10 protein-coding genes are annotated in these 13,162 nt (G+C 70.2%); 6 read left to right on the top strand and 4 right to left on the bottom strand.

The features are described from left to right. Positions 1-173 precede the first annotated feature (173 nt). Positions 174-734 carry a hypothetical protein gene (locus ACVTJA_RS10555; RefSeq protein WP_465836084.1) on the bottom strand — a complete coding sequence of 187 codons (561 nt, stop codon included), beginning with the start codon at positions 732-734 and terminating at the stop codon, positions 174-176. Positions 735-952: 218 nt separating this feature from the next. Between ACVTJA_RS10555 and ACVTJA_RS10550 the strand changes: the two genes are divergently transcribed. After that, complete coding sequence (locus ACVTJA_RS10550) at positions 953-2,167, top strand: polysaccharide deacetylase family protein (protein WP_465836083.1); 1,215 nt, start codon at positions 953-955, stop codon at positions 2,165-2,167. Between the two features lie 79 nt (positions 2,168-2,246). Here ACVTJA_RS10550 and ACVTJA_RS10545 read toward each other — a convergent pair whose 3' ends face one another. The 3 genes from ACVTJA_RS10545 to ACVTJA_RS10535 form a co-directional block, all read right to left on the bottom strand. Beyond that, positions 2,247-2,699 carry a hypothetical protein gene (locus ACVTJA_RS10545; RefSeq protein WP_465836081.1) on the bottom strand — a complete coding sequence of 151 codons (453 nt, stop codon included), beginning with the start codon at positions 2,697-2,699 and terminating at the stop codon, positions 2,247-2,249. Positions 2,700-3,047: 348 nt separating this feature from the next. Further along, positions 3,048-3,941, bottom strand: a complete 894-nt coding sequence (locus tag ACVTJA_RS10540) for a MaoC/PaaZ C-terminal domain-containing protein (protein ID WP_465836079.1) — start codon at positions 3,939-3,941, stop codon at positions 3,048-3,050. Positions 3,942-4,947: 1,006 nt separating this feature from the next. Further along, entirely contained in the window at positions 4,948-5,142 is a 195-nt protein-coding gene (locus tag ACVTJA_RS10535; RefSeq protein ID WP_465836077.1) for a hypothetical protein, read from the bottom strand. A 404-nt stretch (positions 5,143-5,546) separates the two neighbouring features. Here ACVTJA_RS10535 and ACVTJA_RS10530 point away from each other — a divergent pair, with 404 nt between their 5' ends. The 5 genes from ACVTJA_RS10530 to rimO all read left to right on the top strand — a co-directional run bounded on the left by ACVTJA_RS10530 (position 5,547) and on the right by rimO (position 13,120). Beyond that, positions 5,547-8,231, top strand: coding sequence for a serine/threonine-protein kinase (locus ACVTJA_RS10530; protein ID WP_465836075.1), 2,685 nt, complete (start codon positions 5,547-5,549; stop codon positions 8,229-8,231). A 180-nt stretch (positions 8,232-8,411) separates the two neighbouring features. Beyond that, entirely contained in the window at positions 8,412-10,052 is a 1,641-nt protein-coding gene (locus ACVTJA_RS10525) for a ribonuclease J (protein WP_465836073.1), read from the top strand. A gap of 21 nt (positions 10,053-10,073) precedes the next feature. Then, entirely contained in the window at positions 10,074-10,571 is a 498-nt protein-coding gene (locus ACVTJA_RS10520; protein ID WP_465836071.1) for a YajQ family cyclic di-GMP-binding protein, read from the top strand. 12 nt (positions 10,572-10,583) lie between these two features. Continuing rightward, complete coding sequence (locus ACVTJA_RS10515; RefSeq protein WP_465836069.1) at positions 10,584-11,690, top strand: DOMON domain-containing protein; 1,107 nt, start codon at positions 10,584-10,586, stop codon at positions 11,688-11,690. Between the two features lie 32 nt (positions 11,691-11,722). Further along, positions 11,723-13,120, top strand: coding sequence for a 30S ribosomal protein S12 methylthiotransferase RimO (gene rimO / locus ACVTJA_RS10510; protein WP_465840358.1), 1,398 nt, complete (start codon positions 11,723-11,725; stop codon positions 13,118-13,120). The last annotated feature ends 42 nt before the right edge of the window (positions 13,121-13,162 follow it).

Genomic DNA, 13,162 nt, shown 5'->3' with positions numbered 1-13,162 from the left:
CTAAGCTCCTAGCAGGGAGACTGAAAGGGAGAAAAGCACGCGCCGGGTATGGCTCCCACTCGTGACAAAGACAATCACTCGGAGTGAGAGCAGCCAGGTACGCAGCGACCCTTTGGAGGGAGAAGCCGCCTGAGCGGCTTGCGTCAGCGGAGGCGAGCCGCTGACAATTTTCGTCAGGGCGCCCGGTTGGCCACCGTGGCGGGTGACTGGGTGCTCATGGCCTGGCTGAGCTTGCGGGCGCTATCGGGGAAGGGGCCACGCGCCACTTCCTGGCCGGAGGGGTTCAGCACCGTGGCGACCACCTGCTTGAAGCCCTTGCTCAGCCCGACGGACTGATGCGGCTCGCCCTTGGAGTCCGCCACCATGAAGAGCGACGATTCCATCTCGGCCGGCGCCGACTGCCCATGCGCACGGAACTCGTTGCGCATCAGGTCGAGCGATTCCTGGTGGCTCTTCTTGATTTCGCCCTTCGCCATGCCCTTGAAGAGGCCGGGGACGTCGCGCAGGTCCACGTGGACCACGACGATGGGCTTCTGCTCGCGCACGCTGTAGATGAACTTGTAGATGCTCTGACGCAATTCGTCACGGGTGCCCTTGTTGGCATAGAGCACCAGGGTGGGACGGCCCTGACCGATGGGCACTTCCTTGCCGAATACGTCCTTGAGCTCGGCGGCCTGGGCGGGGATGGCTGCAAACAGACCCAACAGGCATGCGAGCGCCGCGATCTTCCTCATGTGACGTATCCCTTTCGTGAGTGAAGTGCTTCGAGTCATCACGAACAGGGCGAAGCCACTCGTGAATCCCCGCCATTTTCCAAGGACTTGCAGCTCAAAACGTGACCGCCGTGGCGGGACTCGAGCGCATGTCTGTTCGATTGCCCTGCCCGCGGGACGTCTGCTATCGCCCCCTCACCTCGCGCCACACCCCGCGTGGCGACGGGAGGGGGCAAACCATGTCGGATTCATGCAAGGATTTGAGAGGAATTGTCACATTGTGCGTGCTGGCGCTGGCGCTGCCCGCGTCCGCCGCCAACCCGTTTCCCCAGGGGATGGTCACCATCACCCTGGATGACGGCTGGGCCACGCAGTACACGAAGGCGCGTCCGGCGCTCAACGCGCGGAACATCGACGCCACCTACGCGCTCATCTCCAACGCCCAGGCGCAGAGCTGGGGCGGCTACATGACGACGGCACAGGTGCGGACGCTCGTCGCCGAGGGCAACGACATCGCGAGCCACACGCTCACGCACCCGGATTTGACGACGCTGGACCCCGCGCAGCTCACCGCCGAGCTGCAGGACTCGCAGGCGTGGCTGGTGAGCAACCTGAACCTGCCCTCCGTGCCGAACTTCGTGGTGCCGTACGGCATCTACAACGGCACCGTGCTCACGGGCATCAAGCAGTACTACGCGAGCAGCCGCACGGTGAACGCCGGCCGCAACTTCGCCGACACGATTGTGTACGAGCTGCGCGCCAATGACGTGGCGCGCTCGGTGACGGTGAACACGGTGAAGGGGTGGATTGACCAGGCCATCGCCGAGAAGAGCTGGCTCATCCTCGTGTTCCACGAGTTCTTGGACGGCACGCCCACGCGCGACACGCAGTACAAGACGGCCAACTTCACGGCCATCCTCGACTACATCCGCACGCGCAACGCGCTCACCGTGACGCTGGCCCAGGGCGTGGCGATGATGGAGGGCCGCACGGAGCCGGACCCGGCGGCCGGCATGCCCATCTACGTGGACTCACTGGAGGGCGGCTTCGCGGACTGGAGCTGGGCGACGCACTCGCTCGACGAGACGGGCGTGGTGCACGCGGGCTCCAGCGCCATCAGCTTCGAGCCGGACGGCTGGGCCGGGCTGATGTTCCACCACTCGGGGATTGATGTGTCGCAGTACCAGTCCATCGAGCTGTGGGTGCACGGCGGCACCACCGGTGGGCAGGCCGTGCAGCTCGTGCTGCATGACGGCACGCAGACGCTGGGCGCGGTGTCGCTGGACGCGGCGCTGGGAGCGCCCATCGCCGCGGGCACGTGGCAGAAGGTGACGGTGTCCCTCAGCAGCCTTGGCATCACTTCCGGGACGCTGGTGGACCTCTACTTCCAGGACGTGTCGGGCGGAGACCAGGGCGCGGTGTACCTGGATGACATCTCGCTGATTCCGCGCTGAGCACGCGCCTCGGGGCCGGCGCGGCATGGGCCGCCGCGCTGCCCCGGGGTGTGATTGGCGGAGCTCCGTCTCCCTGTCATCAGTCCTTGATGAGCCAGTGGATGACGGTGGTGAAGTTCGCGAAGAAGAAGAGGAGCGCGAGCGCGGCGGGAACCCCCAGGCCAATCGCAATGGCCATCCTGACCTGAGCGCCGCGACGAGCCCTGGCCTCGACAATCGCCGCGGTCTCACCGAACCGCATGCTCTCGACCAGCGTCGTCCAGTGCCCGTTCTCCCGGATGAGGTCACCGGGGGAGAACCCGCCATCCTGGAGCGCGCGCTCGACCTCGGGACCGGATACCTCCAGCTCCTCGTCGCCGGTCACTGCCGTTCGGTGCCTGCGTGCTGCATACGCACGAGCACCCATCGCCACCGCGACCACGACAACCCCCACGCCGAGGAACGCGGGCACGCTCGCGCCGTAGAGGGAGACGAGCTTGCGATAGAGCAGCGCCCCCATGGACAGGATGAAGAAGGCCACGAACGCAATCATTCGCAACTGCACCCGGCGCCAGCCCCGGTCATACGGGTGCGTCGAAGAGGCCCCCGGAGTGGTTCGCCGAGCCACCCGCCGCACCCGGTACAGCGGAGGGCCAGGTTCCGATGAGAGTGTGCGCACGGGCTCGGGCAATGACGTCATGCGCGCCATGGTACGCCAGTCCAGCGGGCTCCCTCGATGCACCCACCAGGAGCCCGTGAAGACGGGGAATCCCCTCTCCGGGAACGGGCGGATGAGTGAGGTCCAGGTGTCGGCGTCACCTCACCTGCACGCGGAAATGAGCTGACGCGACTCAGGGCTCCCGGCGTCAGCTCCTTGTGCGTGGGATTGGGCTGACCGGGTTCAGGCGCCGGGCGCCAGCTCGCCCTGCACGTGGAGCTGCCCGTCCTCGGACTTCACGCGATAGGCCACGGCGCCGTCTGGCTTTTTCGCCGTCTGGAACACCACGTTGGATGGGAGCAGCAACGGGCGGCGGAACTCCGAGGTGAGCGTGAGGGCGGATGCCTCCGCGGCCTCGCCCATCTCCGCCACGCAGCGCCCCACCGTCCACATGCCGTGGACGATGGCGCGCGGGAAGCCGAAGAAGCGCGCCGTCACCGCATACAGGTGGATGGGATTGTAGTCCCCCGAGGCCTTCGCGTACCGGCGGCCGGCATCCTCGGGCACCTTCCAGCTCGCGGGGCGGCTGTGGGCGAAGAGCGGGTCCTCCTCGGGGGTGGGCGCGTTCGTGGGCTTCGGCTCGCGAGGACGTGTGTCGGCGCCGGGCAGGCGGCGGAGCATGGTGGTGAGGGCGCTCCAGACGGGCGTGCCGTCCGCCTCGACGTGCGTGTGCAGGTCCAGTTCGCGCCCCAGGCGGACCTCGCGCTGGCCTTCCACCCACGTGTGCACGGTGAGCGCGGTGCCCTCCGCGAGCCGGCGGTGCTGCTGGATGCGATTGCGCACGTGAATCATGCCGAGCAGGCGATAGGGAAAGTCCGGGTGGTTGAGCAGCGCGATGTGCAGCGGCGCGGCGAGGACCTGGGGAAAGGTCAGCGGTAGGTAGCCGTCGGAGGGGAAGCCGCAGACCTCGCGGTAGCGCGCGAGCTGGACGGGGTCCGGAGCGAAGTGACGGAGCTTCACCTCCAGCCGGGGGACCTCGCCCGGACGTGAGGGACGGCGGGCCACGGCGGCGCGCAGCAACTCCCGCGCGAGCGGCGGAGGCGAGGTGAGCTCGAGGACTTGCGGAGTGGCGGACACGGGGGCTCCTGTCGTGAATCGGCCGGACGGGGCCCATGGCACCACGCGTCGCGGCCGACGGGAAGGGGCGTCTCCGGTTGTCTGGCCGGGCGCGGGCGGGACGGGAGGTGGTTTCGCGGCGAAAGCAAGTGCCCGCGCCGGGGGTAGGGCTCTTCTCACGGGCACGGAGCGTGGGAGAACATCCCGACCGTGTCCTGCTTCGATGAGAAGACCGCACGCACGCTCGCCGCCGGGATGCTTCCGTCCGTGGAAGCCAACCGGCTGCGTCGCCATGCGGAGGGGTGCCGCCAGTGCGCGTCACTCCTGGCCCGGGTGACGCCGCCGGGGACGGCTGCGTACCGGCCCTTGTCCATGGAGCCGCAGGACGAGGCGACGGTCCAGAACATCCCCGCGCCACGGATTGAGGCACAGGACGGCGCGTACGAGGAGAGCGTCACCGAGCCCATCGTCCTCGCGCGGCTCTCCAATGCGCGCGAGGGTGCAGGTCACGACTCGGCGGAAGCACGCACCGAGCGCAACGTCGCGCCCGAGCCCGCCACGCTCATCTCTCCTTCGCCCGCGCCGCGTGCGCCCGCCACGATTGTGTCGGCGCCACCGCTGCCGCCGGAGCCGCCCACGGATGTCTCGCCAACGGCGCGGCCCGGGTCGCCCACGCTTGTCTTGCCGACTCCGGGCCCGGCGACTTCACGGGGAACCGCGGGGCCTGTTGCGGGCGCGGCCGCTCCGACTGCAAACGCGGTGGCTGGCAACAGTGCCGCGCCGTCGGGTTCCTCGAAGCCGGCCAGGCGGTCCGCGACTCCGGTGCCGGCGAATGGTGCGAATGCGGGTGCCGCTGCCGTTGCGTCCGCCGCTCATGGTGCAGCCGCGCCGGCTGGGAAGGCCACGCCGAGCAGCGCCGATGCCCTGGATTCCAGTGCGGCTCCGGCCTCCGCCGCGCCCGCCGCCACGCATGCGGCGTCTGTTCCTGGCGGTGCCGCAACGCGAGCTTCCGCGCCTGCGTCTCCTGTCACAGGTGGCGCGGCGGCACGAACTTCCACCTCGGGGGGACCTGCTCCGAGCGGTGCCGCGGCACGAGCGTCCCCTGCTCCGGGCAGCGCCACGTCAGCAGCAGCACCTGCAGCTCCTGGTCCGGGGGCAGCCGCAGCGAGAGCTTCCGCGGCTCCTCCGAGCGCCACCGCTCCCACGAGCAAGCCGGCTCCATCCGCTCCGAACGCCGCCGCCCCCACGAACAAGCCGGCGCCATCTGCTCCGAACTCCGCAGCGTCAGCTGCCGAGCATGACGCTCCTGCACCGGCCGCCGCCGCACCCGCCGCCACTCCGCGCGCGCCGGTGACGCTCATCGCCCCGCCTCCCGCGCCGCCCAGGGGCGCCAGCATGCGGGTTCCCCCACCCTCGCAAGCTCCAGGAGCCGGCACGCGCTCCCCTTCCCCCGAACGCTCCGCTCCGCCCGAGCGCGCAGCTCCGCCCGAGCGCGCCGCCTCACCCGAGCGTGTCGCGCCATCCGAACGCTCCGCTCCGCCCGAGCCGCCTCCTTCTCCCGACGGAGTCCCCACCGTCCCCGGGCGCAAGCTCCCCGCGGGCCGTGAGCAGGGTTCACGCGCCACGGTGGGCCGCTACCACATCCTCGACAAGCTGGGCTCCGGCGGCATGGGCGTCGTCTACAGGGCCTATGACCCGGAGTTGCACCGGCACGTCGCCATCAAGCTCCTGCACCCCGACGCCAACACCATTGCCCGAGCCGATGGCGCCTCGCGCCTGCTGCGCGAAGCCCAGGCCATGGCGCGCCTCTCGCACCCGAATGTCGTCTCCGTGTACGACGCGGGCACCTTCGCGGGGCGCGTCTTCATCGCCATGGAGCTCGTGGACGGCCTCTCGCTGCGCCACTGGCTCCGCGCCGAGCACCGCACCTGGCGCGAGGTGCTCGCCGTGTTCCGTCAGGCCGGCCAGGGACTCTCCGCGGCGCATGCGGCGGGCCTCGTGCACCGGGACTTCAAGCCCGCCAACGTGCTCGTCAATCAGGACGGCCGCGCGCAGGTGACGGACTTCGGGCTCGCGCGCACCACCGCGGACGTCGAAGCGGCGGAGGCCGGACGGCGCACCGCGCCCACGCTCGTCCCCGTCGTCCAGGATGACCTGCTGGAGTCGCCCCTCACCGAGGCCGGCCGCGTCATGGGCACGCCCGCGTACATGCCTCCCGAGCAGCACGAGGACGGACGCACCGACGCGCGCGGAGACCAGTTCAGCTTCTGCGCCTCGCTCTACGAGGCGCTCTACGGACAGCTCCCCTTCGGGGGGAAGCGCTCGGAGGAATACCTCATCGAGGTTCTCGCGGGCCGCGTGCGTCCACCGCCCCGAGGCAGCCGCGTCCCCGCCTGGCTCTTCCGCGCCGTCACGCGCGGCCTCTCCACCGCTCCCGAGGCGCGCTACCCGACGATGGCGGCGCTATTGGAAGCGCTCAACCAGGACCCCTCGGTGGCCTGGCACAAGCGCGGAGTCGTGGCGGTCTCGGTGCTGCTGCTCGCCAGCGCGGTGGGAGTCACGTGGTGGGCGGGCAGCCGCCGCCCGGCCCCGTGCGTGGGCGCGGAGACGCGGCTCGCCGGTGTCTGGGACGCACAGCGCAAGGCCGACCTCGAGAAGGCCTTCACCGCCACGGGCAGGCCCCACGCCGCCGCGGCCTTCACCCGCGTGGAGGCGGTGCTCGACGGCTTCGCACGTGAGTGGGCCGGCATGCACCGCGAGGCCTGCGAGGCCACCCGCGTGCGAGGCCACCAGTCCGACGAGGTGCTGTCGCTGCGCATGGCGTGTCTGGACCGGCGCCGCTCCGCGCTCGGTGCGGTGGCGGGCGTGCTCGCGCAGACGGACGTGGAGTCGCTCGACGCCGCGCTGGACACGGCGCAGCGGCTGCCGCCCGTGTCCGGCTGCGCCGACGTGGAGGCCCTGCGCCGCGGCCTCCCCGAGTCCCCCGAGCAGCGCGAGCGCATGGAGGCCCTTCGAGCCCACGTGGACCGCGCCACCGCACTGGTGGACGCGGGCCGATATGTGCAGGCGCAGGAGGAGCTCAAGAAGGCCCTGGAGCAATCCCGCGCGTCCGGAGCCCGGCCGGTGCTCGCGGAAGCGTTGGAGCTGGAGGGCCGGCTCGGGCTCGTCACCGGAGACGAGGCCCGAGCCCGGACCGCGCTGCGCGAGTCGCTCCTCACCGCGGAGGCCGTCCGCCATGACCAGCTCGCCGCGCGCGCCGCCGCGCGACTCGTCACCACCGTCTCCTCCGAGCCGACGCTGGAGGAGTGGAGCGTCGCGCAGGCGCGCTCCTCCATCGAGCGCGCCGGTGGTGCTCCGGACCTGGAGGCCCTGCTCCAGACGAGCCTGGGCCGCAACGCCTTCCTCCGGGGCCAGTACGTCCAGGCCGCCGAGGCCTTCGGCCGCTCCGCCCGGTTGCGCGAGAAGGTCTTCGGCGCTGACCACCTGCTCACCGTGGAGTCGCTGCGCAACGAGGCCGCGGCCCTGTCCCGCACGCCGGACGCGGAGCGCGCCGCGGGTCTGCTGCGCCGCGTGCTGGAGACGACCGAGCGGGTGATGGGCCCGGACCATCCGCAGACGGCCAGGGCCGCCAACGCCGTGGGCTACCACCTCGTCTCCATCCGCCGCTTCGAGGAGGGCATGCCCTACCTCCAACGGGCCATCGCTCTGGAGGAGCAGGCACTGGGCCCCGAGAGCGCCACGCTGAGCTACCCGCTCAACAACCTCGCCGACGCGCTGGAAGCCCTCGGCCGCTACGCCGAGGCCCGCCCGCTGCGCGAGCGCGCGCTGGCCCTCGACCTGAAGGCCTACGGCTCCGCGCATCCGGAGACGGCGACGGACCTCACGGCGCTCGGAGAGCTGGCCCTGCGCGAGGGCAGGACGCGCGACGCGGTGGGCTTCGCCAGACGCGGCGTGGAGGCCTACGAGGCCTTCCAGAAGGACCACCCCGACGTGGCCGCTCCGCTCACCACGCTGGGGCAGGCGCTGCTGGCCCAGGGACAGTCGCGCGAGGCACTCGCTTCGCTGGAGCGCGCGCTCGCCCTGCGCACCGGCAATCCCGGCCCGGGAGAGGACCTCGCGAAGACGCGCTTCGCCCTCGCGCGCGCCCTGGCCTCGAGGGACTCCGCCCGGGCCCGCGCCCTGGCCACCCAGGCCCTGGAGTTCTACGCCTCGGACGCGACCTTCTCCGAAGAGGCCGGCCACGCCCGCGAGTGGCTCCTGGGCCGCCGCGCCCCCACCGTGCGTCCGGGTCCCAACGGACCTGAGCCCTGAAGCTGATGGACTGCGGCGGGACGCGCGGCAAGGGCATCCCCATCCGCATCTCGTAGAAGGTAGGAGGCACCTCCGGCCACCCGCCCGGAGGGCCGGCGGCCGGGCTCGGACGGCCACCCGCTCCCTCTCCGTGCAACTTTCCGACGCGCGAGACGAGGTGAGTCCTTAGACTTCCGGCAAATGCTTCACGTCATTCCCCTGGGCGGCCTCGGCGAAATCGGCCTCAACTCCATGGTCGTCGCCTGTCGCGGGGAGATGCTGCTCATCGACGCCGGGCTGATGTTCCCCTCGGAGGGGATGCCCGGTGTGGACATCATCATCCCGGACTTCACCCACCTGAAGCAGAACGCCGCCCAGCTCAAGGGCGTGGTGCTCACGCACGGCCACGAGGACCACCTGGGCGCGCTCCCCTACCTGCTCAACGAGGTGCCTGTCCCCGTCTACGGCACGCGCTTCACGCTGGCCATGGCGCGCCACCGGCTCAACGAATTGGGCCTGGATGCGGACCTGCGCGAAATCGAGCCGCGCGAGCCCTTCCATGTCGGTACCGCGTTCAAGGTGGAGGCGAGCCGCGTCACGCACACCGTGCCGGACGCGGTGGGCTACATCATCCGCACCCCCGAGGGGACGCTCATCCACACCGGCGACTTCAAGCTGGACCCGGACCCCATCGACGGGCTGCGCACGGACCTGGAGCGCTGGGGCGCGGCCGGCGAGGAAGGCGTGCTGTGCCTCCTGTCGGACTCCACCAACTCCGAGCTGACGGAGGAGACCGGCAGCGAGCGCGTGGTGGAGCAGACCTTCGAGCGCCTCTTCACCGGCGCCACCGGCCGCATCATCGTCGCGCTTTTCTCCTCCAACCTCCACCGCGTGCGGCACCTCCTGTCGCTGTGCGAGCGGCTGGGGCGCAAGGTGGCCCTCCAGGGCCGCAGCATGATTCGCAACGTGGAGATGGCGCGCGAGCTGGGCTACCTCGACGTGCCCGACTCGCTCTTCATCCACGTGGACACGGCGCCGCAGCTCCCCGCCCACCGCGTGCTGGTGCTCACCACCGGCGCGCAGGGTGAGCCGCGCGCGGGCCTCTCACAGCTCGCCTCCGGAGACGGGCCCGTGCGCCTGGACCCGGGAGACCTCGTGGTGCTCAGCTCGCGCCCCATCCCCGGCAACGAGCGCTCCGTGGGCGCGCTCATCGACGAGCTCCAGTGGCGCGGCGCGAAGGTCGCCTACGCACAGCTGGAGCCGGGCGTCCACGTCTCCGGCCACGCCAGCCGGCCGCAGCAGCGGCGCGTGCTGGATTTGGTGCGCCCGCGCCACTTCGTCCCCGTGCACGGCGAGGGCCGCCACCTGCACCGGCACCTCGCCACGGCGCGCGAGGCCGGCCTGGACCCCGCGCAGTGCCTGCTCGCGCAGGACGGAGACGTCGTCACCTTCGAGCAGGGCCGGGGCCGCTTCAGCGGCAGCGTGCCGGCGGGCCGCATCCTCAAGGACCGCTCCAGCAGCGGCATCATCACCCCGGACGCCCTGCAGGAGCGCCTGAAGCTGTCCGAGACGGGCATGGTGGCCGCCGTCGTCGTCCTCCAGCGGGACAACCAGAAGCTGGTGGCCGGGCCACAGTTGTCCGGCCAGGGCCTGAACCTGGACGAACAGGTGGTGCTCCCCCGGGTTGCCCAGGAGGCCAGGGCCATTTTCGAGGAGTTGTCCCCCCACCTCCGGGGAGATGACGCCCTGGTGCGAGAAGAGCTCACCCGGGCGGTGCGCCGCGCCTTCAAGCTGTACACCTCCCGGCGCCCGCTGGTGGTGCCCATGGTCGTCCGGGTGTAGGTGTGGTAAGGGCCCCGGCCGATGCCATCCTTCGACGTCGTCTCGAAAATCGACCTCGCCGAGCTCGACAACGCGGTCAACCAGACCAAGAAGGAGCTCAGCACCCGTTATGACTTCCAGGGCGCCCAGGCGGACGTGGTGGTGGCCCCGGACCATACCGCCATCACCGTGAAGGCCAACAGCGAGGAGCGCGTCCAGGCCGCCAAGGAAGTCCTCCTGGCGAAGCTGGCCAAGCGCAACGTGAGCCTCCGCGCGCTGGAGTACGGCGACATCGAAAAGACGGGCCTGCACAACGTGAAGCAGGTCATCAAGCTCCAGCAGGGCATCCCGGTGGAGAAGTCCAAGGAGCTGGTGAAGCTGCTCAAGGACTCGAAGATGAAGGTGCAGGGCTCCATCCAGGCGGACCAGCTCCGCATCACCGGGAAGAACAAGGATGACCTGCAGGCGGCCATCGCCCTGTTCCGCAAGGAGCAGGACCGGCTGAAGCTGGACATGCAGTTCACCAACTTCCGCGATTAGAAAAGACGCCCCATGCGCGCCGCCGCCCTGTCCCTCTTCATGCTCTGCGCCCCGGCCGTGGCCTCCGCCCAGGACGAGCGTCCCTCGAAGCCGGTGCCGTCGCTGACGAAGGCGCCGGGCTTCCAGGGGGGCCTCAAGAGCATCGCCTCGCCGCTGGTGCTCAAGCCCGTGGCCGCGGCCGGCGCCAGCGCGTCCTTCACCGCGAAGGTGGGCCTGCGCAAGGACACGCTCTACGTGGGCGCGGAGGTGACGGACGACCAGCTCGGCGCGTCGGACATGCTCAACGTGTCCCTCTTCTTCCCAAGCGCCGGCCCCACCGCAACCGGCTACACGTGGCGCTTCGCCTTCGACGGCAAGCGCGCGTCCGGCCCGGAGAGCGGCACGCCGGCCTTCGCCCAGGAGAGGGTGAACGCGGCCGTGCAGCGCCGGGGCAACACGCTGGAGCTCATGGCCGCCATCCCCGTGCGCGCCTTCCCTCGCTTCCCGGCGAATCCGAAGGAGCCGCTGGTGATGGACCTGTGCCTCACCTACGACGACGTGGATGGCTCGGGCGGCAAGGCGGTGCCCGTCTCCAACTGCAAGAACGGCGGCATGGTGGGTGAGGCGCTCCGGCTGCCGGACGACGTGCGCAAGGCACTGAAGCTGAAGCCGCCGGAGGCCGTCACCGCGCTGGAGCCTGCGAAGGACGGCTGGCTCGGGTGGGATTTGCTCAGCTACCCGGCCTGGGCGCAGGCAGACGCGCCCCTGACACCCGCCTCGTTGAGAGCGCTGGTGGTGCCAAACGCGGTGGACGCGGAGCAGGCAGGCGTGAATGTCCCGGAGACACTCAGCCTGCCGGACGGGCGTCCGGTCGTCTCGGTGCTCACGGGGAAGAATCCCTATGCCGTCGACGGTCGGTGTGACGCCGAAAGCGAGGTGCGGCTGGGGCTGTACCTCGTTACGGGGAAGACGGCGCTTCGGGTGCTCGAGTGGCCGGCCGCCACCTGCGCGCTGGGCCGGGCCGCTTCGATGGAGCTGGATGAAGAGGGAGCGCTGACCATCGGTTACTCGAACGGCGCGACCATGAACTTCGCCTGGAGTGGAGACCACTTCGAGCGAACCGAACTCGGAAAGCGGTAGACGCAGTGGAAGAGACCAAGAGCCTGTACATGATGACCCTCGGCTGCCCGAAGAACCGGGTGGACTCCGAGGTGATGCTGGGCACGTTGCAGCACCACGGCTACAAGCTGGTGCAGGAACCCACCGAGGCCCAGGTCATCGTGGTCAACACGTGCGCCTTCATCGGCCCGGCGAAGCAGGAGTCGGTGGACTCCATCCTGGAGATGGCGGAGCTGAAGAAGTCCGGCGCCTGCCAGACGCTGGTGGTGACGGGCTGTCTGTCCCAGCGCTACGGCCAGGAGCTGGCGAAGGAGATGCCGGAGGTCGACCACTTCCTGGGCACCAGCGCCTACGCGCAGATTGGCGACCTGCTCGCCGCCGAGGCGTCGCCGCGTCAGGTGATTCCGGACCCCGACTACATCCACGACGCCAACACGCCGCGCGTCAACTCGATGCCGAAGTACACGGCATACCTCAAGGTGTCCGAGGGCTGCGACAACGCCTGCGCCTTCTGCATCATCCCCACGCTGCGCGGTGGCCAGCGCTCGCGCCCCATCGACGACATCGTCACCGAGGCGACGCGGCTGGCGGAGAGCGGCGTGCAGGAGCTGAACCTCGTCGCGCAGGACCTCACCGCGTACGGGCATGACCTGCCGGGCAAGCCGAAGCTGCATGATTTGCTCAAGGCGCTGGTGAAGGTGGACGTGAAGTGGATCCGCCTCCACTACGCCTACCCGCGCGTGTTCCCGGACGAGCTCATCGAGGTCATGGCCACGGAGCCGAAGATTGCCCGGTACCTGGACATGCCGGTGCAGCACGTCAGCGACAAGCTGCTCTTGTCCATGAAGCGCGGCCGCAACTCGGAGTTCCTCAAGAGCCTGCTGACGAAGCTGCGCGAGCGCGTGCCCGGGCTGGTGATGCGCACGTCGCTCATCGTCGGCCTGCCGGGCGAGACGGAAGAAGACTTCGAGATGCTGAAGGAGTTCGTGAAGCAGCAGCGCTTCGAGCGGCTCGGCGTCTTCCAGTACTCCGACGAGGAGGGCACCGCGGCGTACGATTTGCCGGACAAGGTGCCGCAGAAGACGATTGAGCGCCGGTGGCGCGAGGTGATGGCCATCCAGAAGCGCATCAACCGCGAGCAGAACAAGAAGCTCGTGGGGAAGCGGCTGGAGGTGCTGGTGGAGGGCCCGGCGCCCGAGACGGAGCACCTGCTGGTGGGCCGCCACCAGGGCCAGGCACCGGACATCGACGGCATGGTCTACATCAACGACGGCCTCGCGTATCCGGGGGAAATCGTCACCGTGGAGGTGACGGAGGCCCACGACTACGACCTCGTGGCTCGCGTGGTGGAGCGCCCGGACCCGAAGCAGCGCACGCACACAGCGCGAGACGCGCACCCCGCGCCCGTGTCGCTGGGCACCAAGCCGCGCGCGGCGACGCACGCGGAGTAGTCAGTCGTTCGCAGTGCCTCCGGGCCGTGTGAGGACGCCACG

It is taken from the genome of Pyxidicoccus sp. M6 (genome assembly GCF_055568925.1).
The sequence above is the reverse complement of the archived record's forward strand: the minus strand, read 5'-3'. Positions and strand labels throughout refer to the sequence as shown.